The following is a 23,496-nucleotide window of genomic DNA, read 5'->3' as shown; positions in this document are numbered from 1 at the left end:
CCGTTATGAGGGGCTACGACCAAGATGGGTTGCGGCCGCAGGGTCGCAAGCGAAAAATGCAGCGGGAATCAAGGGCTGCCTTCCATTCCTGCCATTTTCGGGCCGGACAATCCACTCAAGCTGCCGCGAGCCGGCCGCCTGGCGCAAGGCGAATTGGCACCCCGCCAGGGTGAAATCCTGCCCCCGCCCCGATCTGCCGCGATCGACGGTCCCGGACAGCCGGGCCAGCGCACGGTCGAGGCGTTCCCGCCGTGGAGGGTGGTCGCTGCCGCCCAAGGCCTGCACGACGCGGCTGGCCAGCCTGCGCCGAAGGTCGAGCGGCAGCCGCTCGATGGCAGCCCGGTCGAGGGCCACGCCGCCATCGTCCCGGGCCTCGAACATCGCCACCCCCGCCCGGGCGGCCAGCAGTTCGTGGCCAGACCTCAGACGATCTGCATCCGGCAGTCCCGCGATCGGAACGCCTTGCTGGCGCAAGCGCGCCCGCTCAAACCGTGGATCGGTGTTGGACGGGTCGTCGATCCATGCGATGCCGCGCGAAACCAGCGTGGCGGCAAGGCGCGCGCGCGCGACCGGCAGCAAGGGACGCAGGAGACGGACCTCCGGCCATTCGATTAGCGCTGCCATGCCAGCGAGCCCGTCCGGCCCGCTGGCCCGCGCCGTACGCATTGCGATCGTCTCGGCCTGGTCGTCGGCCTGATGCGCCACCAGGAGGTGCAGAATTCCGCGCTCGCGGCAGGCTTCGCGCAACAGCCCGTATCGGGCGCCGCGCGCCGCTTCCTGAAGGCCGGTGGACGGCTTTGCGCCCGTCCACCGCAGGATGAGACTCTCGACACCGCGGCTTTCCAGCAGCCTGCCTGTGGCCAGCGCCTCCCCCGCCGCCTCGGGGCGCAGCCCGTGATCGACGATCAGCGCGATGATCCGGCCACCGAGTGGAGCCGCCCATTCCTGAGCCAGCAGGGTTAGGGCGAGCGAGTCGCGGCCACCGGAAACGGCGACGGCCAGTTCGGGACGGGTCTCGAAGGGTCCGAAGGGCGCCATGAGGCGCGCGAAGGTCGCCCCATCGACGGGGCTCGGGTCGCCGGTGTCGCTCACCCGCACCCGTTCTTCTGGCGCTCCTGCTCGATCCGCCGCTTCTGCAGGTCGGTCGCGCGCGGATAGTCCTGGCTGAAGCGCGCGAACACCGCGCAGGCGTCCGTCTTGCGGCCCAGCACGGCCATGGTAATGCCGAGCTTCAGGAGATTGTCCGGACCCTTCTGGCTGGTCTTGTAGACCTTGTAGCCTTCGGCGAAAGCCGTCAGGGCGCTGTTGTAGTCGCGACGCGCGTAGTAGGTCTCGCCGAGCCAGTACTGGGCGTTGCCGGCCAGCTTGTTCTGCGGGTTGCGCTGAACGAAGGTCCTGAAGCCGCGCTCGGCGGCGGCATAGTCCCCTTCCTGAAGCTTCTTCACGGCATCGTCGTAGAGCTGCTCGGCCGTGGCGCCGGCGGGTGCCGGCGAACTTGTCGGAGCGGCTGCCGGCGCCCCCGGGCGCGTCGTTGCGGCCGCCCCGGAGCGGCCACCGCCGCCCTTCTCGAGCTGCTCGATCCGGTACTCGTAGTCCGCCTGCATCTTCTCCATCTGCTGCTGCAGCTTCGCATTGCGATTCTGCAGCTGCTCGAGCTGGCCGGTCAGATTGGTCAGCGACTGCTGGAGCTGATTGAATCGGTCCTCGATGTAGACCGCATCTCCCCCACGCTGCGCCGCGGCCGCCGTGGGCAAGGCAAGGGCAATGAGGAGGGCGAACCGGGCGGGAAGGATCTTCATGGCAAACGCTTTGTTCACATCAAACGCGGCCATTTTCAGGCATGGCCGTCCCGCCTCCAAACGAAAACGCCGGTCGCATCACGACCGGCGTTTCGTGCATTTGCCTCGTGCGAGGCGATTCTACTCCAGGGCCGTCACGGCGCGACGGTTGCGCGCCCAGGCCGCCTCGTCGGAGCCGACCGGATCCGGACGTTCCTTGCCATAGCTGACGGTCTTGATGCGCGACGCGGGGATACCCTGCGCGATCAGGTACTGGCGCGCGGCGTTGGCGCGGCGCTCTCCGAGGGCCAGGTTGTACTCGCGCGTGCCGCGCTCGTCGCAATGGCCTTCGACGGTGATCTGATAATTGCCGTACTTCTTCAGCCACTCGGCCTGACGGTTCAGGGTCTGCCGGCCGTCCTCGCGCACGGTCGAGGAATCGGTGTCGAAGAAGACGCGGTCGCCGACATTCTGCCGGAAGTCGCCGACCGATCCCGGTGTCACGGACGTGGTTGCAGCGGATGCCGTCTGCGTGTCGTTGTTATTGCTGCAGGCGGCGATGAGGAACACCGCTGCGAGGGCCGACAAAGCCTTGATAATGCTCATCTCTGGATCCACTCCCTGACGGAATCGACCCGGGCGAGGGCTACGCGCGGGTCGACAAAAAAGATCATATATTTCGCTACTGCGGAATCAAGGGCGACCAGGCCGGGTCCGAAGCATCGGTCGGCGTCGGGACCTGCCGCTCGAAGCGTCCGGTGATGTCGATCTGGTGCAGCGAGGCTGCCCCCGCGCGCCCACCCGAACTGGGTTGCTGGCGGAAGAACATCAGCACGCGGCCATTGGGGGCCCAGGTGGGCCCCTCGACGAGGAAGCCGCTGGCCAGCATGCGCTCCCCACTGCCGTCCGAACGCATCACGCCGATGCCGAAGCCGCCTGAACCGATCTTGGTGAAGGCGATGAAGTCGCCGCGCGGCGACCAGACGGGGGTGGCATAGCGACCGTCGCCGAAACTGATGCGCCGCTCGCCGCCGCCGCCCGCGCTCATGATGTAAAGCTGCTGGGCGCCGCCGCGGTCCGAGTTGAACACGATCTGCGAACCGTCGGCCGAGAAGCACGGCGAGGTGTCAATGGCCGGTGAGTTGGTCAGCCGGCGGAGCTGCCGGCCGCGCACGTCCATTTCGTAGAGATTGGTGCGACCGTTCTCGGCGATGCTCATGACGACCTTTGTGCCGTCCGGCGAGAAGCGGGGCGCGAAACTCATGCCCGGGAAGTTGCCCAAGAGCTCGCGGCGACCGCTGTCGACGTTCTGCAGGTAGACGCGCGGCGGGCCGTTGTTCTCGCCGTAGGCCATGTAGACGATTTCCTGCAACGTCGGCGAGAAGCGCGGCGTCAGCGCGATGGTCTTGCCGTCGGTCAGGTAGCGATTGTTGGCGCCGTCCTGGTCCATGACGGCGATGCGCTTGGTCCGGTTGTTGCCCGGACCGGTCTCCGACACATAGGCGACGCGGGTGTCGAAGTAGCCCTCCTCGCCGGTCACGCGCTTGTAGATCGCGTCGGAGATGATGTGCGAAAGGCGGCGCCAGTTGTTGGGCTGGCTGGTGAAGGACAGGCCCGTGGCCTGCTGACTCGTGACCACGTCCCACAGCCGGAAGTCGACCTTGATGCTGCCGCCGACCGAGGTGACCTGGCCGACGACGAGACCCGCGGCGCCGACGCTGCGCCAGTCGGGAAAGCGCGGCGGCGTGGTCGCATCCACATCCTTCTGGATGTAGGCGCTGGACGGGATCACCCGGAACAGCCCGGAATTCTGCAGGTTGTTGCGGATCACCCCGGCCATCTGGGCGCCGACCGCGTCGCCGCGGAAGTCGACGATGGCGATCGGCACCGGCTCGAAGCTCGGCCTCGTCATGTCGATCGTGAGCTGCGCGCGCGCGGTGCCCGCAATGCCGGCGGTGGCAAGTGCCACACCGCCCAGCAGGGTCGTCCGTCGAGGAAGAATCATGTCGGACCTCTTCATTTGAAGGTTCTATTAAGGCGTCAGTCTCTAGTAGTCGCGTGGGTCGAAGTTGAACGTAATCGTTTTCCAACTCGTGAATTTTTCTGGTGACAGCGGCCACGGCTGACACCGCGGATTCATGATGGCGCGATGCGCGGCATCGGCAGCGGCGCGGAAGACAGGGTCGCTATTGTAGCGGCCCGTATCGCGCAGCTCCGCCTTTACCGGCGTGCCGTTCTGGCTCATCTCCACGGTCAGCGTAATGATCATGGCTTGGTCACGCGATCCGCCCTGGGTATTCCAGCAGGGCCGAATCTTCTGGCGCACGCCCTCGATCTCGCTGGCCGTGACGACAGCCGCAAGGTTCGGCGCCGCGGGTGCCTGTCGCGTGACCTGCTGCACAGGCTTCGGGCTCTGCTCCGGCGTATGGATCTTCTGCGTCGACTGCTTGTTCTTCAGGATGTCGTCGATCATCGAATCGACGCTCTGCTTGGGCGGCGCAGGCTTCGGTGGCGGCGGCTTCGGAGGGTCGGGCTTCTTGGCCTCGGGCGCGGGCTTTGGCGGCTCCGGTGGCTTCTCGACCTTCGGCTTTTCCGGCTCCTTGGGCTTCATGGCCACCAGATCCTCGACGGGCTTGGCGGCTTCCGTCTTCGGCTTTTCCTGCGGCTTCGGAGGCGGCGGCTTGGGTGGCTCGGCGACCTCGGGCGGCTTCGGAGTCGGCGGCGACGGCGGCGGCTCGGCCGACTGCACGGGCGGCGCCTTGGTCGTCTCCTGGGCAATCGGCGCGTCCTTGGGCTGCGGCGGCAGAGTGGCCACGGTCGGCGCCCCCGCCTTCTTGTCGATCGCCTCGAACTCGACCATCACCGGCTCGGGTTCCATCGGCGGCGTGCGACCGAAGAAGTCGAGATTGAGCACCGCCGCCGCCAGCACGAAGACGTGCACCATCGCCGACACGATGGCCGGTGTGCGCATCTCGATGCTGGCGGGATGGCGACGCACCATCGTCCTCTTCGTTTCCGTTCTCTCAGCGCCGCGGGGTCGGCGCCTGGGCCGGAGCCTGCGGCGCGCGCGGCGCGGTCTGGCCGGGCGCGGCCGGGGTCACCGTTCCGCGACCCAGTGCCTGGGCCTGCTCGCCGAGCAGGCCGAGCTGCCTGAAGCCGCTGTCGATCACGACGCCCATGACTTCCATCATCTTCCCGTAGTCGACGCTCTTGTCGCCGCGCATGAAGACGCGCTGGTCGGGCTTCTCCTCGTGCACGGCCTTCAGCTTCGCGCCGAGTTCGGCGATGTCGTACTTGGTCTCCCCGAGGAACACCTCGCCCTGGGAGTTCACCGACACCACCATCGGCTCATCCTTGCCGCCGACTTGGCTGGCGCTGGTCTTCGGCAGGTCGACCGGGACGCCGACCTGGAGCAGCGGCGCCGTGACCATGAAGATGATCAGCAGCACCAGCATGACGTCGACCAGCGGCGTCACGTTGATGTCGGCGATCGGCGTGTAGCTCCGTCGCTTGAACTTGCTGCCCGATGAGTTGGCGCCAGGTGCCGGTATGACGCCCGACATCAGACCTGTTCCTCGAGCTGACGCGACAGGATGGTGATGAACTCACCAGCGAACGCCTCGAGCTGCTGGGCGTAGCGCGAGACCTGGCCCGACAGGATGTTGTAGGCGGCCGCCGCGGGAATGGCGGCGACCAGGCCGATCGCCGTGGCGAACAGCGCCTCGGAGATGCCAGGCGCGACGACCGCCAGCGACGTGTTCTTCGACTGCGCGATGTGGCTGAAGCTGTTCATGATGCCCCACACCGTGCCGAACAGTCCCACGAAGGTCGCATTCGCGCCGACGGTGGCGAGGAATCCCAACCGCTTCTCGATGGCCTCCATCTCGCGCTGGATCGTGACGCCCATCACCTGCTCGATGCGCTGGCGCAGGGCCGCACGGGCCGTGGCGCTGGAAGCCAGCCCCTTGGAAACCGACCGGCGCCACTCGCGCATGGCGGCGGAGAAGATGCTCGACATCGGATCTTCGGGCTTGGCGCCGACGCGGTCGTAGAGGTCCTCGAGCGAGACGCCGGACCAAAACGTGTCCTCGAACGTCTGGGCGCTGCGCTTCAGCGACCGCAGGCGGAGCACCTTCTCGAAGATGATCGCCCACGACCAGAACGATGCCAGCATGAGCAGGATCATGATGGCCTTCACGACCCAGTCGGCCTGCATGAACAGGCCGTATACGGACATGTCAATCGTCCCCGTGCCGCCGCCGAGGGGGGCTCCGGCGACCTGCGCTAGCGCGTCCATTTATGTTCTCCGTTGGTTCAAGAGGGTTGTATCCGAATATGGCGTGAGCGGGGCGATCCGCTCGCAGCTACCTGGGCCAGGGCAGTCCGCACGAGCGGCGGCAATCGGACAGGCCGGCCGCCTTCGCCCATGCAGGCGACGACGAGCTCGGCTCGAACCAGGATCTCTTCATTGCGGCGCGCATGCTGAATCATGTCGAGCGACGCGCCGCGCATCTCGCCGCAGCCGGTCACGATCTCGATCGTGTCGTCCAGCCGCGCCGGCTTGAGGTAGTCGATGGCGCAGCGGCGCACCACCCAGTGGATGCCGCGCTCCTCGCGCAACGACGTGTGCTGCTGTCCCAGCAACCGGAGCAGTTCCGTGCGGCCGCGCTCGAGGAAGCGCAGCCAGTTGGCGTAATAGACGATGCCGGCAGCGTCGGTGTCCTCGTAATAGACGCGCAGCGGCAACACGTGGCTGCCGTCGTGCAGGCGGCCGGAGGTCGGCACGGTGCTCACGCATCCTCCGACGGGTCGGCTGCCGCCAGCAGGTCGAGCTGCTGCTTCTGCCCGTTGGGCATCGCCAGACCGAGATGGCGATAGCCGCCCTCCGACAAGAGACGGCCGCGCGGCGTGCGCATCAGCAGGCCGAGCTGCATCAGGTAGGGCTCGATCACGTCCTCGATGACGTCGCGCTGTTCTGCCAGCGCGGCCGCCAGAGTCTCGGCGCCCACCGGGCCGCCGCCGTAGTTCTCGGCGATGCACGCGAGATAGCGGCGGTCCATGCCGTCAAGGCCGCGTCCATCGACCTCCAGCCGGGTCAGTGCCGCGTCCGCCACCTGGGCGGTGACCCTGACATCCCCGGCGACCGCCGCGAAGTCGCGCACCCGGCGCAGCAGACGGTTGGCAACACGCGGCGTGCCGCGTGACCTTTTGGCGATCTCGGCACTGCCATCGGGTGCGAGGGTCATCTTGAGGACGCGGGCGGCGCGCTGCACGATCGTCTCCAGCTCGGCCGGTGTGTAGAACACCATGCGCAGCGGAATGCCGAAGCGCTCGCGCAGCGGCCGGGTCATGAGGCCTGACCGCGTCGTGGCCCCGACCAGGGTGAAGGGCGGCAGCTCGATGCGGACCGAGCGCGCGGCCGGCCCCTCGCCGATCATCAGGTCGAGCTGGAAATCCTCCATCGCGGGATAGAGAACCTCCTCGATTGCAGGATTGAGACGGTGGATTTCGTCGATGAACAACACATCGTGCGCCTGTAGATTTGTCAGCTGCGCGGCGAGGTCGCCCGCCTTCTGGATGACCGGGCCAGAGGTCGCGCGGAAACCGACGCCCATCTCGCGCGCCACGATCTGCGCCATCGTCGTCTTGCCGAGGCCGGGTGGCCCGTGCAGCAGGACGTGATCCAGGGCTTCGCCACGCCCCTTGGCGGCGGCAATGAAGATCTTCAGGTTCTCGCGGACCTGCTTCTGTCCGATGAAATCGTCGAGCGTCTGCGGGCGCAGCGCCAGTTCGGCGGCGTCTTCCTCGGAGCGCTTCGGCGTCACCAAGCGTTCGGGAGCGGCATTCATCTTGCGAGATCCTGGAGGCCGGCTCGAATCACGGCATCGAGCCCAGCGCCGTCACCGAGCCGCTGGATTGCCCGCGCCACCGCGCCGAACGCCTCGACCCGCTTGTACCCGAGATTGACCAGGGCGGAGACCGCATCCTCGTTGATCGATCCGGTCGGGCTCGCCGCCTCGCCGGCCCTGGTCTCCGCTGCAGGCGACGGCGCCACGCCGAACGCAGCGGCCTTGTCCTTCAGCTCGGTGACCAGCCGCGCGGCGAGCTTCGGACCGACGCCGGGGGGACGGCTCAGGGTCGCCCGATCCTGGGCGGCGATCGCGCGCGCGATCTCGTCGGGCGACAGGGTCGACAGGATCGACAGGGCCACGCGGGCGCCGACGCCCTGCACGGTCGTCAGGATGCGGAACCAGTCCCGCTCCTTCGTTTCGAGGAAGCCGTAGAGCGCAATGGCGTCCTCGCGCACGATCGTCTCGACCAGCATGGTCGCCGGTCCGCCGACCGAGAGGTCGCGCAGGGTACGCGCCGAGGCCGAGACGAGATAGCCGACACCGCCGACGTCGATGACGGCGCTGTCGGTATCCACCGAGTCGACGAGGCCCTTCAACTTGGCAATCACAGCGCGGCCTCGATGCGTCGCGCGGTGGCACGGTGATGGGCATGGCAGATCGCGACCGCCAGGGCATCGGCAGCGTCCTGCTTGGCATCGACGCCCGGCAGGAGCCGGCCGACCATCATGGCGATCTGGTTCTTGTCGGCGTGCCCCGTCCCAACGACCGACTTCTTCACGAGGTTGGTGGCGTACTCGTAGACCGGGAGGCCGGCCCGCGCCGGCGCCAGCATGACGACGCCACGTGCCTGACCGAGTTTCAATGTGGACCCCGGATTGACGTTCACGAAGGTCTCCTCGACCGCAGCCTCGACCGGCCGCTGCGCCTCGAGGACCTGGACAACGCCCTCGAACAAGTCCCTCAGCCGCTCCGCCAGCGTGCCCGTGGTCGCGACCTTCACGACGCCGTGGGCCACGTGGCGCAGCCGGTTGCCCTCGACCTCGATCACACCCCAGCCGGTCAATCGCAGACCGGGGTCGAGGCCGATCAGTCTCATCGCGCCCGGCTCAGGCCGCGAACTTCGCCAGAGCGTCGTCCGACACCTCGAAGTTGGCGTAGACGTTCTGGACGTCGTCGTTGTCTTCGAGCGCCGAGATGAGGTCGAGCAAGGTTTGCACCGTCTCACCCTCGATCGGTGCGCCGGTCTTCGGCCGCCAGGTCAGCTTGGCGACGCTAGGCTGGCCCAGCGACTTTTCCAGCGCCTCGCGCACGACGTTGAAACTGTCCTGAGCGCAATATATCTCGTGGACCGCGTCCTCACCCTCGCCACTCACCACGTCGTCGGCGCCAGCGTCGATCGCCTTCTCCAGGACCTCGTCGGCGCTGCCGACGGACAAGGGAAAGCGGAACTCGCCCAGCCGGTCGAACATGAACGACACGCTGTTGGATTCACCCAGGTTGCCGCCGTGCTTCGAGAACATCGACCGGACCTCGCCCGCGGTACGGTTGCGGTTGTTGGTCAGCGCCTCGACGATCACGGCGACGCCGGCCGGCCCGTAGCCTTCGTAACGGACCTCGTCATAGTTCGCGTCCGCATCAGGGCCTGAGCCGCGCTTGATCGCGCGATCGATCGTGTCGCGGGTCATGTTGGAGTCGCGCGCGGCGATCACGGCGGCCCGCAGACGCGGGTTGGACGCCGGGTCGGCGGCACCCAGCCGGGCCGCGGTCGTAATTTCGCGGATCAGCTTGGTGAAGATTTTCGCCCGCACGGCGTCCTGACGCCCTTTGCGATGCATGATGTTCTTGAATTGGGAATGCCCCGCCATCGCCAACAACCAGATTAGGTAACCGGAAAAGCCGCCTATACCACTTCTCGTGGGTTTTGGCAGGCTGCTGCGTCCTCTTGAGGCCTTCAGGACAAAAAAAGGCGGGGGCCGAAGCCCCCGCTAAATAACGTCGGAACCTTGATTCCGACGCCCCCTCTAACCTGGAAGACAGTCGCCGATCCGGCGAAAAACCGTTTAACATCAAAAGGATGCCGTTTTTTCCCCAGCCCGTCAACGACGCCGTTTCGCCACCGCTAATAGCTATGAAGCGACCCCAACGGATACAAGATGCGGGAAGTCAGGCAGCCGGCGCGAGCCGGCCGCCCGTCCGGACCGGCCGGATGGATTTCGCGAGCCCGGTCCGGTCGTCGGTTTCCACCACTGCCGCGCACAAAGTCCCCTCCCCCTCGGCCGGGGACAGGCGCTCGCCCGGCATCTTGCGGATGAATCGCTGCATCGCGACCTCCTTTTTCATGCCGATCACACTGTCATAATCCCCGCACATGCCTACATCGGTCTGGTAGGCGGTGCCGCCGGGCAGCACCCAGCCATCGGCCGTCGGGACATGGCTGTGACTGCCCAGCACGGCGGAGGCGCGGCCGTCGCAGAAGTGCCCGATCGACTGCTTCTCGCTGGTCGCCTCGCCATGAACATCGACCAGAATCAGGTTGGCGCTGCCACCGAGCGCATACTTCGACAGTTCGGCATCCAGCGCGCGGAAAGGATCGTCCAGCGCATCCATGAACAGCCGGCACATGACGTTGATCACCACGATCTTCTGGCCGCGTGCGGTCTGGAACAGGTTGGCACCCCAGCCGGGGGTTCCGGGCGGGAAATTGATCGGCCGCAGCAGGCGCTTGTCCTGCGCGATGTAGGGGATGATCTCGCGCTGATCCCAGGCATGGTTGCCGGTGGTGATGCAGTCGACGCCGGCCTCGTGCAGCTCGGCGCAGATTTTGGCAGTGATGCCGAAGCCGGCTGCCGCGTTCTCACCGTTCACCACGACGAAGTCGAGCCCCAGCTCGCGACGCAGCCGCGGCACGTCCTTGATGACCGCATCGCGGCCGGCGCGGCCGACGATGTCGCCGCAAAACATAATCTTCATGCGTCAGACAAAGGCGCAAGCGCGCCGGTCGGTCAACAGCCAATCGAGCCGCTGGTCGTCGGCACCATGCGGCACGTCCGCAACGAGCTGCAGGTCGAAGCCGACACCGACCGCCGTCACCTTGCGCCGCTTGCGCAGGTCCTCGAGCGAGCGGTCGTAGAAGCCGCCTCCGTACCCCAGCCGCCAGCCCTCGGCGTCGCAGGCGAGCAACGGCACAAGCAGGGCGTCGGGCTCGAGCGCCTCGGAGCCGGCCGAGGGCTGCAGCGTGCCGAAAACGCCGGCCTCCAGCGGGTCTCCCGGAGACCAGGCACGGAACGAGAGTCGCTGGCCACGCCCCTGCACCACCGGCAGGGCCAGCCGGCAGCCCTCGCCGTGCAGATGAGCCATCAGCGGCCGAATATCGATTTCGTCCTTGATCGGCCAGAAGCCGGAGACGGTGGCCGGCACGCCGATCGGATGTTCGAGGCGAAAGGATTCGAGCAAAGCCTCTGCTGCCGCCCGGCGCTCGTTTTCGCCCAAGGCCTGCCGGCGCGCGAGCATGGTCGCGCGCAACGCTCGTTTAGTCTCGATCAGGGTCATGACAGCAAGGGAAGCAAGTGGGGCGGCTCCACGATGGGCCGTGGCTCGTAGAACCTCCAAGGCCTGCAAAAGCAGGTGGGCGTCGTGTAGCCAAGACCAGGGTCAAGGCCAGGAACAACTCCCAGGAGTTCTTATTGGCCCCGGGGTTTTAAGCGGGCCGCGCGCCGCGCAGAATTCCGCCCCGCTCCCAATGTAGGGACTCGCGGCGACCATCGCAATGACAGGGCATCATACCGATGCAGATCCCTCGCGTCGCACGGGATGTCAGGATCCGCCTACGCGGCTCCTGACACTTTCTTTGACATCTTGTCGACGCGGGCCGTGATCAGCTCCTCGAGCGCGGTCGCCAGCGTGTCCGCGCTGTCGGTGGCGGTCACCCGCGCCGTCTCCGCGGCCTTCGCGACGCCGCGCGCCTCACGGCTTTCCTCGGCGAGCAGCAGCGAGGCAAAGACCAGAAGCTTGAACTCAGGCGTGCCTGGAAGCTGGCGGCGAAGCTCGTTTACCTTGCCGTCGACATAGGCGGCCAGCTCCTGGACACGCGCTTCCTCGCCTTCGCCACAAGCGAGTTCATAGGTACGACCGGCGATCAGAACCGAAACCTGCGGCATTTTCCGCTTCTCCTGCTTATTGCGCCTTGTTCGGCGTTTGAGGGGTTTTGTACTTTGCCACGTCGCGTGCGGTGACGCACGCCCGGGGCTGGGGAGAAAGCAGGTCCGTCAGGACTGGTCCGCAGCCAGCAGCGAGCGGATATATTCCATCGCCCGTTCGAGGCGTTCTTCAACTTCGGTCGCCACGCGCTTCAGCTCTTCATGTTCGCTTTCGACCTTGGCGAGCCGGGCGCCGAGGGCGTCGGAACGCTCCCGCTCGAGACGCAGACGTTCGTCGACCATCGATTCGAGCCGGCTCAGCGCGCTGTCGACTCGGTCCGTTACGGTGGCTGCCTTGGACATCGTTCCCCCGACAGCGGATCGCCGTTGGTCACCCGGCTGAATCTGCTCCATCCACCAAGATTAGGGGGTGTGCCTGTGAGCGGTCAACATCTTGACCCTGTGGAGGGTAAAACCCCGCAAGATGTTGGCTTTGCCCGTGTTTTTGCGCATTGACGGGCCAAAGGGTGGTCGTCATGTTGCGCGCCATCCGAAAAACCATACGGCACAAGCATAAAATGACCGACCAAACCGCTGCCCCGCGTGACATGGCGAACGCCATCAGGGCCTTGGCCATGGACGCCGTGCAGCTGGCGGATTCGGGTCATCCCGGCATGCCGATGGGCATGGCCGACGTGGCCACCGTCCTGTTCTCCAAGTTCCTGAAGTTCGACGCCTCGGAACCCAACTGGCCCGATCGCGATCGCTTCATTCTGTCGGCCGGCCACGGCTCGATGCTGCTCTATTCGCTGCTGCATCTCACCGGCTACGCCGACATGACCCTCGACGAGCTGAAGAAGTTCCGCCAGCTGGGCGCACGCACCGCGGGTCATCCCGAATACGGCCATGCCAGCGGCATCGAGACGACCACCGGTCCGCTGGGCCAGGGCCTCGGCAACTCGGTCGGCTTCGCCCTCGCCGAGCGCATCCTCGCCGAGCGGTTCGGTCGCGATGTCGTCGACCACTTTACCTATGTGATCGCGGGTGACGGCTGCCTGATGGAGGGCGTCGGCCAGGAAGCCATCACCCTCGCCGGCCATCTCGGCCTCGGCCGCCTCATCGTCCTGTTCGACGACAACGGCATCTCGATCGACGGTCCGACCTCGCTCTCGACGTCCGAGAATCACCAGAAGCGTTTCACCGCCGCCGGCTGGCACGTCCAGGCCGTCGACGGGCACGATGCCGACGCCGTCACGCGCGCCATCCGCAAGGCGCGTAACGTCACCGACAAGCCCTCGCTGATCGCCTGCAAGACGGTGATCGGCTACGGCGCGCCGACCAAGGCCGGCACCGCCGCCACGCATGGTTCGCCGCTGGGCAAGGATGAGATCGCCGGCGCCCGCGCCAAGCTCGGCTGGAACCACGAACCGTTCGACATTCCCGAGGCGGTGTTCTCCGCCTGGCGCAAGATCGGGGCCCGCGGAAAGTCCGCCCGCCGCAAGTGGACCAAGAACCTCGCCGCCCTGGGGGCGGAGGATCGCGCCGAGTTCGACCGCCGCCAGAAGGGCGACATTCCGCCCGCCGTCGGCGAGGCGATTGCCGCGTTCAAGGCGAAGATCGCCGCAGAGAAGCCTTCCTGGGCCACCCGCAAGTCGAGCCAGGAGGCGCTCGAGGTCATCAACCCGGTGCTGCCCGACACGGTCGGCGGCTCGGCCGACCTGACCGGCTCGAACAACACCAAGACCGCCACGCTGAAGGGCGCCTCGCGGGCCGATACCGCCGGCCGCTACATCTATTACGGCATCCGCGAGCATGCGATGGCCGCGGCGATGAACGGCATGGCGCTGCATGGCGGCGTTATTCCCTATGGCGGCACCTTCATGGTGTTCACCGATTATTGCCGGCCGTCGATCCGCCTCTCGGCGCTGATGGGCATTAGGGTCATCTACGTGATGACGCACGATTCGATCGGCCTCGGCGAAGACGGCCCGACCCACCAGCCGGTCGAGCACCTCCCGGCCCTGCGCGCCATCCCCAACCTGCAGGTGCTGCGTCCCGCCGACGCCATCGAGACGGCGGAATGCTGGCAGATCGCGCTGGAATCCAGGCACACACCCAGCGTCCTGGCGCTCACCCGCCAGAACCTGCCGACCGTGCGCGGCGCCGGGGACGAGAACCTGTGTGCCAAGGGCGCCTATATCCTCGCCGGTGACGAGACTGCCCCGATCCGCCTGATCGCGTCGGGCTCGGAGGTGCAACTCGCCCTCGCCGCGCGCGATCTCCTCGCCAAGGACGGACTTGCTGCTGCAGTCGTCTCCATGCCGTCGTGGGAATTGTTCGCGGCGCAGGACGACACCTATCGAGCCAAGGTGATGGGCGGCGACGGCACGATCCGCGTCGCCTGCGAGGCCGCGACCGGCTTCGGCTGGGAACGCTGGCTCGGATCGAAGGGCGCGTTCGTCGGCATGAAGGGCTTCGGCGCTTCGGCCAAGGCCGCGGAACTCTACAAGCATTTCGGCATTACGGCCGAGGCGATCGCACAAGCGGCGCGCCGTCTGGCGCAATAACGGAGGGAAGAAAGATGGCTGTTCGTGTTGCAATCAACGGCTTCGGCCGCATCGGCCGCAATGTGCTGCGCGCCATCATGGAATCGGGCCGCAAGGACATCGAGGTCGTGGCGATCAACGATCTCGGCCCGGTCGAGACCAACGCCCACCTCTTCCGCTTCGACTCGGTGCATGGCCGCTTCAACGGTGAAGTGAAGGTTGCCGGCGACACGATCGACGTGGGCCGCGGCCCGATCAAGGTCACTGCCGAACGCGATCCCTCCAAGCTGCCGCACAAGGCGATGGGCGTCGACATCGCCCTCGAATGCACCGGCATCTTCACTTCGAAGGAGAAGGCCTCGGCCCACCTGACCGCCGGCGCGAAGCGCGTGCTGGTGTCAGCCCCGGCCGACGGCGCCGACCTGACGGTGGTCTATGGCGTCAACCACGACAAGCTCACCAAGGATCACATCGTCGTCTCGAATGCCTCGTGCACGACGAACTGCCTGGCCCCGGTCGCCAAGGTCCTGCACGACGCGGTCGGCATCGACCACGGCTTCATGACGACCATCCACGCCTATACGGGCGACCAGCCGACGCTCGACACGATGCACAAGGACATGTACCGCGGCCGCGCCGCCGCACTGTCGATGATCCCGACCTCGACCGGCGCCGCCAAGGCCGTCGGCCTCGTGCTGCCGGAACTGAACGGCAAACTCGACGGCGTCTCGATCCGCGTCCCCACGCCGAACGTCTCGTGCATCGACTTCAAGTTCGTCGCCAAGCGCAAGACGGACAAGGAAGAGATCAACAAGGCCGTGAAGCTGGCCGCCGCCAACCAGCTCAAGGGCATCCTGGGCTGGACCGACCAGCCCAACGTCTCCATCGACTTCAACCACGACAGCCACTCGTCGACCTTCCACATGGACCAGACCAAGGTCATGGAAGGCACCCTGGTGCGTGTCATGAGCTGGTACGACAACGAATGGGGCTTCTCGAACCGCATGGCCGACACGGCCGTTGCGATGGGCAAGCTCGGCTGATCCCACCCGCCTTTCGGAACAAGTACGGGCGCCCCAAGGGGCGCCCGTTTCGTTTTCATGGCGCGCAGTCCGTCTGCAACTGCTAGCGTGACAGCGGGGAGACGGAGAAGAGCAAATGGCGGAAATCGTGGACGATGAAATCCTGATCTGGGTTTCCGCCGCGGCAGGCCCTTCGGGCGATGGCAGCCGTGACAATCCCTTCGACACGATCGCAAAGGCGCAGGCGGCTGCTCGCGAGGCGCTGCTCACACCTGAGTCGATCGACCGGGATGTCGTCGTCAAGATCGGCGCTGGCACCTACCAGCTACAGGAAGCACTGACCTTCGATGCGCGCGATTCGGGCCATGATGGCCACGTCGTGCGATACGTCGCAGCCGATGGCGAACGGCCGGTCATCACCGGCGGCATCGCGGTGACCGGCTGGACCGCGGTAACTCCAACCGATCTCACCCTCGCGCCGGGCACGCAGCTCTGGCAGGCGAGCATCGATCCGTCGATCGACACGAGGCAGCTCTATGTCGACGGCGTCCGGATGGTCCGGGCCGAGACAAACGCCGACGATACCTACCCGGTCGGCTTCCAGCCGAGCTATCAGCAGGAACAGAACGTATCGGGCATCAAGTATGTCGCCGACTTCGCGGGCAACCCGAACAGCCCCAACTGGAGCAATCCCCTCGACTGGGGAAACATCCAGGACATCGAGGCGGTGATCTACAGCCAGTGGAAGATGGCGTCGGTGCCGCTCACGCAGGTATCGGCCCCCACCCTTCCGGGCGCCACCGGCCTGATCGAGTTGAGCGATCCTGCCTGGACCAACGCCAACCTGATCCGCAATGCGCCGGTCGGCTCGCTGACCGACGGCTCCAACGTCGTCACGCTGATCGACAACGCTCCCGACAACTACCTCGCCGACGTGGATACCTACATCGGCAGCATCACGGTCGGCATGACGGTGAGCGGGCGCGGCCTGCCCAACGACCGCACCGTCACCGTCGTCGCGGTCGATGCGGCGACGGGCACCGTAACGCTGAGTGACGCCGCCGTGGCCACCGTCGCGGCCAGCCAGCCCGCCAGCCTCACCTTCATGGATCCCGTCACGAGGGATGTCGTGACGACCAATCCGAATGAATGGAGCTTCTGGCGGGTCTCCAAGTTCGTGAACGCCTACGAATTCCTCGACCAGGCCAACGAATGGTACCTCGACCGCGCGACCGGCACGCTCTCGCTCGTGCTGGCGGCCGGCGAGGATCCGAACACCAAGGACATCCAGCTTCCCGTGCTGGAGAAGCTGATCGACGGCAACGAAGCCTCCAACCTGAGCTTCGAGGGCCTCACCTTCGAGTATGCAACATGGCTCGAGTCCAACGGCGCCGAGGGCTATGTCGCCGACCAGAGTTCGTTCCGCGTCACGGGCACCGGCAACGAGGCGAACACGATCGGCCATTTCCAGCAGGTCGAGCGAACACCGGGCAACGTTTCGTTCCACGACAGCACCAACATCACCTTCGACGGCAACGTCTTCCGGCATCTCGGCGGCGTCGGAATGGACCTATCGGGCGGCGCGCAGGACAACCGCGTCACCTACAATATCTTCCAGGACATTTCCTCGTCGGCTGTCGTGCTGGGCGGCGTCTCACCCGAGGATGCGCGACCAGCCACGCCCCAGGGCGTCGTCAGCAACAACCAGATCATCGGCAATTACCTGGAGAAGGTGGCCGCGGAATATTACGACGCCGCCGGCATCTTCATCGGCTATTCGCGCGACGCCACCGTCTCGAAGAATTTCATCACCGACGTGCCGTGGGCGGGCATTGCGATCGGCTGGGGCTGGGGCCTGCGCGACGAAGGCGGCTTCCCCGGCCTGAGCGGCGCGGTGCCGGGCATGTGGGGCGACTACACGACGCCGACCATCATGGGCGGCAACCAGATCACCGACAATACGATCACGCGCTTCCTGCAGAAGTTGTGGGACGGCGGCGCGATCTATACGACGGGCTTCCAGGACGGCGATCCCGGCGGTGGGTTGAACGGGACGACGATCGCCAACAACCTCGCCTACGACAAGACACCGGGCGCCGGCAGCAACGTCTTCTACACCGACGGCGGCAGCCGCTTTCTCGAACTCGCCGGCAACATCTCGTTCGGCAACGACCAGGGCTACGTGAATTTCGGCCCGCTCTTCACGTCGAACGACCCGCTGAACAACGACAGCTATCCCTTCACGCTTTTCCCCAAACTGAACGCCTGGGTCGTCTACGGAAGCGACATCGGCGGCTGCGTCACCTACGGCGACATCCTCTATGCCGGCAACCTCTGGCAGAACCTGTGGGGCTCGCTTCAGCCGGTCTGGGATTCGATGCAGCCGGGCAGCGAGATCGTGCAGCTCTTCGAGGAGTTGATCATTTACCTGCTGACCGTCCAGGACAATTACGGCCAGTGGCCGGCGACGCCTCTCTACTTCGATCCCGGCCAGTACACCGACGCCAACGGCGTCGTCTATCCGACCGGACTGGATTTCCTGGGCAACGTCACGATCGACGGCCTGTCCTCGATCAACACCGACCTGTTGGGCGGCTTCGCCACGACCTCGAATACGCTGGCCTTCGTGCACGCGACCGAGACCTCGGTGTCGCGCGTCGACACGCTCACCGGCACGATTACGTTCGGCCTGCTGTCCCTGGTCGATGGCCATACCGAGACGATGCTGGCATCGGCCGCAGGTCGCAGTGCCGGGAGCCTCTCCTACGACGGCGCGACAGGCAGCGGCTGGCTGGCGACCGAAGGCCAGGCGCAGGGCAGCGTTGCTGCCGCGCCGCCGCAGATCGGCGCCGGCGTCTGGCTGCCCACGGCGACGCTCGACGGCATCGTGTCGTTGCCAATCGTCTGGCTGCATGTCGAGGGCAACAGCGCGCTTGCGAACTTCGAGGGCGGCTACCAGGCTAACTTCACCCTGGGCGGCAGCCGCTCCGTAGCGCATGCCGGTATCGCGGACGACGTGGCCGTCACCGTGAAGCGCCTCGCCGCCTTCGACAACGGCCTCGCCTTCTACGAGGCCGACGCCACGACCGGCGCCATTACCGTCGCGAGCGGCACTCTGACGCCCGGCGATGCCGGCTATCTGGAGGCAGCGCTCGCCAGCGCCACCGCCGCCGGACTGCGGCTCAATCCCGCTTCGCTCCCGGGCTATGGGCAGGAGGTGACGCTTACCGGACTGCCGCTGAACGACGCAAAGAGCTACGGCCTGCTCGTGCTGGTGAGCAACGATCCAGACACGATCTATTCGTCCTTCTCCGCGGCCAATCCGGGCGGCGCCACGCAGATGATGGCGTTCGGCAGCCCCGGCATCGGAATCACCTACGGCATCGAGGACGTGTTCGTGGGTAGCGGCCAGTCGGACCGCGACTACAACGACCTGATCGTGCGCATCCACCAGGCCGACCTGATGGTCTGAGCGGAACGCGTCAATCGCGGACCGGACCGCTTGCGTCGATGCCGCGGAAAGCGTCTTCGAGTGCGATCGGGATGGGCGGAGGGCGCCAGCTGGATTGCCATTCGGCCAAGCCGACCAGATGGTCGAGCATCAGCTTCGCCGCCTTGCGGGCGTCGCGCGCCAGCACCGCCTTGACGATGTCGGCATGGTCGTGCGGGCCGGCACAATTGTGGAAGCGCTCGGGGGCGGCCAGCGAGAAATGCATGGTCGAGCGCGTCAGCAGCCCGCGCATCAGGCGCGTGAGCTGATCGTTGCCGAGCAGCTCTGCCAGCAACAAGTGGAAGTCGCCGGAAAGGCCGAACAGCCGGCCACGATCGTCGTTGCGCAGCGCGGTGCGCTCCTCGGCGACGTGGGCGCGCAGCCGCTGAGCCACCCCATTGTCATGCCCCCGGCAGAGGCGCTGCACGATGCCGGTCTCCAGCATGGTACGGACCTCGTAAATCTCCCGCACCTCCTGGATGGTGAGCGCCGGCACGAAGGTGCCGCGGTTCGGCACCGTCTCCAGCCAACCCTCGTGCGCCAGCCGGTGCAATGCCTTGCGCACGCGCTCGCGACTTACCCTCAGCACGCGCGCCAGTGCCGGCTCGGCGAGCTTGGTGCCGGGCAGCAGCCTGCCCATCAACAGGGCACGGCGGATTGCCTCATACACGGCAAGATCGGTTTCCACGTCGCCCTTGCGGGCGCGGGCGGCAGCGGCACGGGAGGCTCTGGGGCGCGATCCCGTCATGTCAGACGTGGCCGGATAATGTGCACATTCTGATTTCGTATGTGCACAAATCAGGCCAGCCGGAAAGCGTCAGGCTCGAAGAAAGCGCGATTCCACGGGCATTTCACTTGGCACGCAGCTTGCGTCCTCTTCCATCGAGGAGGAACGATGCAAACGACCCCGACCGGCCGCACGCTGGATGTCGAGGACCTGAGCGTCCGCTACGGCCAATCACTGGCTGTCGACGGCGTGACACTCGCCATCGAGCCCGGAGAGGTCGTGGCGCTGCTCGGCCCCTCGGGCTGCGGCAAGACCACCCTCCTCCGGGTCATCGCCGGTTTCGTGCGCCAGGCCGCAGGCCGCGTACGCGTCGACGGCGCCACCATCGACCACCTGCCATCCAACCAGCGCAACATCGGCATCGTCTTCCAGAACTACGCGCTCTTCCCGCACATGACCGTGGCGGAGAACGTGGCCTATGGCCTGCGCGCCCGCGGCCTCAAGGGGCCGGAAGTGCAGTCGAGGGTCTCGCGCTTCCTCGAAACCGTACAGCTTGGTGGCTTCAAGGAGCGCCTGCCGCGCCAGCTCTCGGGCGGCCAGCAGCAGAGGGTGGCGCTGGCGCGTGCACTGGCCATCGAACCTTCGATCCTGCTGCTCGACGAGCCGTTCGCGGCGCTCGACCGCAACCTGCGGCTCGACATGCAGATCGAGATCAAACGCCTGCAGCGCACCCTGGGTCTCACGACCATCCTCGTCACCCACGACCAGGACGAGGCGATGAGCGTCGCCGACCGCATCGCCGTCATGAACAAGGGCAAGGTCGAGCAGTACGGCACGCCGGTCACGATCTACGACGAGCCGCAGACGCTGTTCGTGAACGGCTTCGTCGGCACCACCAACCTGATGAACGGGAGGATCGCCTCCCTGCAGAACGGCACGGCGACCGTCGCCCTGGACGCCGGCGCGACCGTCGCCCTGGTGGCGCCCGCGGGCCTCGGCCTCGGCGCGCCCGTGTCGATGTCGGTGCGGCCCGAACAGCTTTCACTTTCCGCGGTTCCCGGCCCCTCTGCCTGGAAGATCGAGCCGGGATTGGCGCTGCCCATCGGCGCGCAGCTCGTGCACGAGGCCCGGGCGACCGACGGCACCGTCCTGAAGATCATCGAGCCGCGCCGCGCGGTTTCCGATGGAGCGGCCCGCACCTTCTGCACCCTGGCCGCCGATGCGCGTCCCACGCTGTTTCCGCGTTCCACCTGACAACCACGGAGATTCTCCCATGTTCAGCCGCAGACGCCTGCTCGCCGGTGCCACCGCCCTCGGCGGCGCCTCGTTTCTTCCCTCGATCGCCCATGCCAAGGGTAGCGTCGCCGCTGCCATCTATCCCGGAACCTGGGAAGAGGCCTTCCGCGCCATCGTGGTGCCCGCTCTGAAGAAGAAGGACAGCGTCGACCTCGAGCTGCAACCGCTCTTTGCCGTCGACCAGGTCGCCAAGGCCAAGGCCGCCCGGGGCGCGCCGCCGTTCGATGCCTTCGTGCTCGACCCGGGCCCGCGCATCACCGCCATCCAGGACGGGCTGTTCGACAAGATCGACATCAAGAAGATCAGCAATGCCTCAAAGCTGCCGGCCGGGCTGGTCGACGAGTGGGGCATCGGCGTCAACGCGCAGGTCGTGGGCATCGCCTACAATCCCAAGAAGGTCCCTGCCCCCAAAGGCTGGAAGGACCTGTTCAGCGATCCCTGGGTGTCCCGGCTCGGCATCACGGGTTTCCAGACCACCTTCGGCACGGTGTCGCTGATCGAGATCGCCAAGGTCTTCGGCGGCTCGGAGACCAACATCGAGCCGGCGCTCGTCGAACTGAAGAAGGTGCTGCCCAAGATCGCCGCGGTCGGCCAGCCGGCCGCCATGCCCGGCCTGTTCCAACAAGGCCAGTGCGACGTGATCTACACCAACACCCAGACCGTCGCGACGCTCAAGGGCCGCGGAGTCGACATCGAGTTCGTCAAGCCCGAGACAGGCGCCATCACCTTCCTCACCACCCTGCACATCGCCAAGGGCGCCGCGGATGTCGAGAACGCCTACAAGTATCTCGACATCGTCGCCGGCAAGGACGTGCAGGAGGCGCTGACAAAGCCGCCGTACAACTTCATCCCGGTCAACAAGGACGTGCCGGTCCCGGCCTATCTGCCGATGAAGAGCCTCGACGAGATGTCGAGCTACGTGCGGCACGACTGGGCGAAGATCAATCCGCTGCGCGCAGGCTGGATCGAGAAGTTCAACAAGGAAATGGCGAAGTGAGAAGGCTGGCGGAGTGGCAGCTCGCGCTGCCGCTCGCGCTGGCCTTTGCATCGATCTTCCTGGCGCCGCTCCTCATGCTGGTCGGCGTCAGCTTCTTCAATGACGACAAGATCAGCCAGCCGGGCTTCGGTCAGTGGGCCAAGTTCCTCGGCGATCCCTTCAGCTACAAGGTGATCGCCGACACGATGCTGCTCGGCCTCAAGACCGTGTGCGCCACCATCGTGATCGGCTATCCGCTGGCGCTGATCTATCTCGACGCCTCGCCGCGCCTGCAGAAGGTGCTGATCTTCATCATCGTGATGCCGCTGCTGCTGTCGGTCGTGGTTCGCACCTTTGCCTGGATCGTGGTGCTGGGCCGCGAGGGCGTGGTGAACACGCTCCTGCTGCAGCTGGGCATCATCTCCGAGCCGCTGCGGCTGCTGCAGACCGAACTCGGCCTCGTGATCTCGCTGACCCAGATCGAGATGCCGCTGATGCTGCTGCCCCTGATCAGCGTGATGTCACGGCTCGATTCCAACCTGCGCGACGCCTCGTCCGCCCTTGGCGCCTCGCGCTGGCGCACGCTGTTCAAGGTGATCGTGCCGCTCAGCATGCCGGGCCTCGTCGCCGGCTGCCTGCTCGTCTTTGCGAGTTCCACGACCGCCTTCATCTCGCAGACCGTGATCGGCGGCGTCCGCCTGATCTATCTACCGCTGCTGATCTGGCAGCAGTCGCTGGTCGTCTTCAACTGGCCCTTCGCCGCCGTGGTCTCGCTCACCCTGCTCGTCTCGGTGCTGACGGTGGTGAGCGCCCTGTCCTATCTCGGCCGCCGCTCCGGAGGCTACGTCCATGGGTAGGCGCCGCAGTCTAGGCGATCTCTCCTACAGCCTGGTGATCGGCAGCCTGGCCGCCCTGGCGATGCTGATCATCGTGGCGCCGGTGGTGATCGTGCTGACGACCTCCTTCACCGAGGGGCGCTCGCTCAAGTTCCCGCCGACCGGCTTCTCCCTGCAATGGTACGAAGCGTTGTTCGACCCCTCGCAGTCGAGACAGATCCACCGCGCCGTGTACAACTCGCTCGAGGTGGCCGCCTGGTCGACCGGCTTCGGCATGCTGTTCGGCAGCATGGCGTCGCTTGGGCTGGCGCGTAACCGCCACAGGCTAGCGCGCATGGCCGACGGGCTCTTCATGTCGCCGCTGGTCCTGCCCGGCCTCACCTTCGGCCTGGCGGCGCTGATGTATTTCACCCTGATCGGCCTCCGGCCGTCCCTGAACCTCATCATCGCCGGCCATATGATCGTGACCGTGCCGTTCATCATCCGAACGACATCCGCAAGCATCTCCCAGCTCGATCCCGCGCTGAACGATTCCTCGCAGAGCCTGGGCGCGAGCTGGTTCTACACGCTGCGCCGCGTGACCCTGCCGCTGATCGCGCCCGGCATCTTCGCCGGCGCGTTCCTGGCCTTCATGGCCTCGATCGACAATGTGCCGGTGTCGCTGTTCCTCTCGACGGCGCGCACCGACATGCTGCCCATCCGCATGTGGGGCATGATGGAATCGACCCTCGATCCGCGCATCGCCGCCGTGTCGGGCGTGTTGATCACGGCGGCCTTCCTGTTGATGCTGATCATGGAATGGACGGTGGGACTGACCCGCCGCATGCGCGACTGACG

The 23,496-nt window shown here is 66.3% G+C and carries 24 protein-coding genes; 7 read left to right on the top strand and 17 right to left on the bottom strand.

The annotated features are described in order from the left end of the window. Positions 1–3 precede the first annotated feature (3 nt). From tilS to ACT6UX_RS18820, 16 genes are all read right to left on the bottom strand, one after another. The gene (gene tilS / locus ACT6UX_RS18895; protein WP_444776699.1) at positions 4–1,092 is read right to left on the bottom strand and encodes a tRNA lysidine(34) synthetase TilS; all 1,089 of its coding nucleotides are present in this window, start codon (positions 1,090–1,092) and stop codon (positions 4–6) included. Further along, positions 1,089–1,799, bottom strand: a complete 711-nt coding sequence (gene ybgF, locus ACT6UX_RS18890) for a tol-pal system protein YbgF (protein ID WP_444776698.1) — start codon at positions 1,797–1,799, stop codon at positions 1,089–1,091. The genes tilS and ybgF overlap by 4 nt, the downstream gene beginning before the upstream one ends. Before the next feature lie 120 nt (positions 1,800–1,919). Further along, positions 1,920–2,384, bottom strand: coding sequence for a peptidoglycan-associated lipoprotein Pal (gene pal / locus ACT6UX_RS18885; RefSeq protein WP_444776697.1), 465 nt, complete (start codon positions 2,382–2,384; stop codon positions 1,920–1,922). A 76-nt stretch (positions 2,385–2,460) separates the two neighbouring features. Then, complete coding sequence (gene tolB / locus ACT6UX_RS18880; RefSeq protein ID WP_444776696.1) at positions 2,461–3,783, bottom strand: Tol-Pal system beta propeller repeat protein TolB; 1,323 nt, start codon at positions 3,781–3,783, stop codon at positions 2,461–2,463. Between the two features lie 42 nt (positions 3,784–3,825). Next, positions 3,826–4,779 carry a hypothetical protein gene (locus ACT6UX_RS18875; protein WP_444776695.1) on the bottom strand — a complete coding sequence of 318 codons (954 nt, stop codon included), beginning with the start codon at positions 4,777–4,779 and terminating at the stop codon, positions 3,826–3,828. 22 nt (positions 4,780–4,801) lie between these two features. Next, positions 4,802–5,341, bottom strand: a complete 540-nt coding sequence (gene tolR, locus ACT6UX_RS18870) for a protein TolR (protein WP_444776694.1) — start codon at positions 5,339–5,341, stop codon at positions 4,802–4,804. Continuing rightward, on the bottom strand, positions 5,341–6,015 hold the full coding sequence (gene tolQ / locus ACT6UX_RS18865; protein ID WP_444776693.1) for a protein TolQ: 675 nt from the start codon (positions 6,013–6,015) through the stop codon (positions 5,341–5,343). The genes tolR and tolQ overlap by 1 nt, the downstream gene beginning before the upstream one ends. Positions 6,016–6,092: 77 nt before the next feature. Continuing rightward, positions 6,093–6,572: a tol-pal system-associated acyl-CoA thioesterase gene (gene ybgC / locus ACT6UX_RS18860; RefSeq protein ID WP_444776692.1), complete on the bottom strand. Its 480-nt coding sequence runs from the start codon at positions 6,570–6,572 to the stop codon at positions 6,093–6,095. After that, positions 6,569–7,627 (bottom strand): Holliday junction branch migration DNA helicase RuvB, encoded by a 1,059-nt coding sequence (ruvB, locus tag ACT6UX_RS18855; protein ID WP_444776691.1) that lies wholly within the window; start codon positions 7,625–7,627, stop codon positions 6,569–6,571. Before ruvB ends, ybgC begins: the two co-directional genes overlap by 4 nt. Beyond that, complete coding sequence (gene ruvA / locus ACT6UX_RS18850; protein WP_444776690.1) at positions 7,624–8,238, bottom strand: Holliday junction branch migration protein RuvA; 615 nt, start codon at positions 8,236–8,238, stop codon at positions 7,624–7,626. The genes ruvB and ruvA overlap by 4 nt, the downstream gene beginning before the upstream one ends. Continuing rightward, positions 8,235–8,726 carry a crossover junction endodeoxyribonuclease RuvC gene (ruvC, locus tag ACT6UX_RS18845; protein WP_444776689.1) on the bottom strand — a complete coding sequence of 164 codons (492 nt, stop codon included), beginning with the start codon at positions 8,724–8,726 and terminating at the stop codon, positions 8,235–8,237. The genes ruvA and ruvC overlap by 4 nt, the downstream gene beginning before the upstream one ends. A 10-nt stretch (positions 8,727–8,736) precedes the next feature. Next, the gene (locus tag ACT6UX_RS18840; RefSeq protein WP_444776688.1) at positions 8,737–9,495 is read right to left on the bottom strand and encodes a YebC/PmpR family DNA-binding transcriptional regulator; all 759 of its coding nucleotides are present in this window, start codon (positions 9,493–9,495) and stop codon (positions 8,737–8,739) included. A 298-nt stretch (positions 9,496–9,793) separates the two neighbouring features. Then, positions 9,794–10,600, bottom strand: coding sequence for a TIGR00282 family metallophosphoesterase (locus tag ACT6UX_RS18835; RefSeq protein ID WP_444776687.1), 807 nt, complete (start codon positions 10,598–10,600; stop codon positions 9,794–9,796). A 3-nt stretch (positions 10,601–10,603) separates the two neighbouring features. Continuing rightward, positions 10,604–11,179, bottom strand: a complete 576-nt coding sequence (locus tag ACT6UX_RS18830; RefSeq protein WP_444776686.1) for a 5-formyltetrahydrofolate cyclo-ligase — start codon at positions 11,177–11,179, stop codon at positions 10,604–10,606. 275 nt (positions 11,180–11,454) lie between these two features. Further along, positions 11,455–11,787: a cell division protein ZapA gene (locus ACT6UX_RS18825; RefSeq protein ID WP_444776685.1), complete on the bottom strand. Its 333-nt coding sequence runs from the start codon at positions 11,785–11,787 to the stop codon at positions 11,455–11,457. Between the two features lie 108 nt (positions 11,788–11,895). Then, complete coding sequence (locus ACT6UX_RS18820; RefSeq protein WP_444776684.1) at positions 11,896–12,129, bottom strand: hypothetical protein; 234 nt, start codon at positions 12,127–12,129, stop codon at positions 11,896–11,898. 215 nt (positions 12,130–12,344) lie between these two features. Between ACT6UX_RS18820 and tkt the strand changes: the two genes are divergently transcribed. The 3 genes from tkt (at position 12,345) to ACT6UX_RS18805 (ending at position 18,806) form a co-directional block, all read left to right on the top strand. After that, positions 12,345–14,333: a transketolase gene (gene tkt / locus ACT6UX_RS18815; protein WP_444776683.1), complete on the top strand. Its 1,989-nt coding sequence runs from the start codon at positions 12,345–12,347 to the stop codon at positions 14,331–14,333. A 14-nt stretch (positions 14,334–14,347) separates the two neighbouring features. After that, complete coding sequence (gap, locus tag ACT6UX_RS18810) at positions 14,348–15,355, top strand: type I glyceraldehyde-3-phosphate dehydrogenase (protein ID WP_444776682.1); 1,008 nt, start codon at positions 14,348–14,350, stop codon at positions 15,353–15,355. A 115-nt stretch (positions 15,356–15,470) separates the two neighbouring features. Continuing rightward, positions 15,471–18,806, top strand: coding sequence for a hypothetical protein (locus tag ACT6UX_RS18805; protein WP_444776681.1), 3,336 nt, complete (start codon positions 15,471–15,473; stop codon positions 18,804–18,806). Between the two features lie 10 nt (positions 18,807–18,816). Here ACT6UX_RS18805 and ACT6UX_RS18800 read toward each other — a convergent pair whose 3' ends face one another. Continuing rightward, positions 18,817–19,572 carry a GntR family transcriptional regulator gene (locus ACT6UX_RS18800; protein WP_444776680.1) on the bottom strand — a complete coding sequence of 252 codons (756 nt, stop codon included), beginning with the start codon at positions 19,570–19,572 and terminating at the stop codon, positions 18,817–18,819. Between the two features lie 147 nt (positions 19,573–19,719). On the opposite strand from ACT6UX_RS18800, the gene ACT6UX_RS18795 reads away from it, so the two are divergent. Genes ACT6UX_RS18795 through ACT6UX_RS18780 form a run of 4 tightly spaced genes read left to right on the top strand, consistent with a single transcriptional unit; the run spans position 19,720 to position 23,494 of the window. Next, the gene (locus ACT6UX_RS18795; protein WP_444776679.1) at positions 19,720–20,805 is read left to right on the top strand and encodes an ABC transporter ATP-binding protein; all 1,086 of its coding nucleotides are present in this window, start codon (positions 19,720–19,722) and stop codon (positions 20,803–20,805) included. A gap of 19 nt (positions 20,806–20,824) precedes the next feature. Next, complete coding sequence (locus ACT6UX_RS18790; RefSeq protein WP_444776678.1) at positions 20,825–21,844, top strand: extracellular solute-binding protein; 1,020 nt, start codon at positions 20,825–20,827, stop codon at positions 21,842–21,844. Further along, entirely contained in the window at positions 21,841–22,680 is an 840-nt protein-coding gene (locus ACT6UX_RS18785) for an ABC transporter permease (RefSeq protein ID WP_444776677.1), read from the top strand. Before ACT6UX_RS18790 ends, ACT6UX_RS18785 begins: the two co-directional genes overlap by 4 nt. Next, entirely contained in the window at positions 22,673–23,494 is an 822-nt protein-coding gene (locus ACT6UX_RS18780; RefSeq protein ID WP_444776676.1) for an ABC transporter permease, read from the top strand. The genes ACT6UX_RS18785 and ACT6UX_RS18780 overlap by 8 nt, the downstream gene beginning before the upstream one ends. Positions 23,495–23,496: the final 2 nt, after the last annotated feature.

It is taken from the genome of Reyranella sp., assembly GCF_052439685.1.
Classification (GTDB): domain Bacteria; phylum Pseudomonadota; class Alphaproteobacteria; order Reyranellales; family Reyranellaceae; genus Reyranella.
The sequence above is the reverse complement of the archived record's forward strand: the minus strand, read 5'-3'. Positions and strand labels throughout refer to the sequence as shown.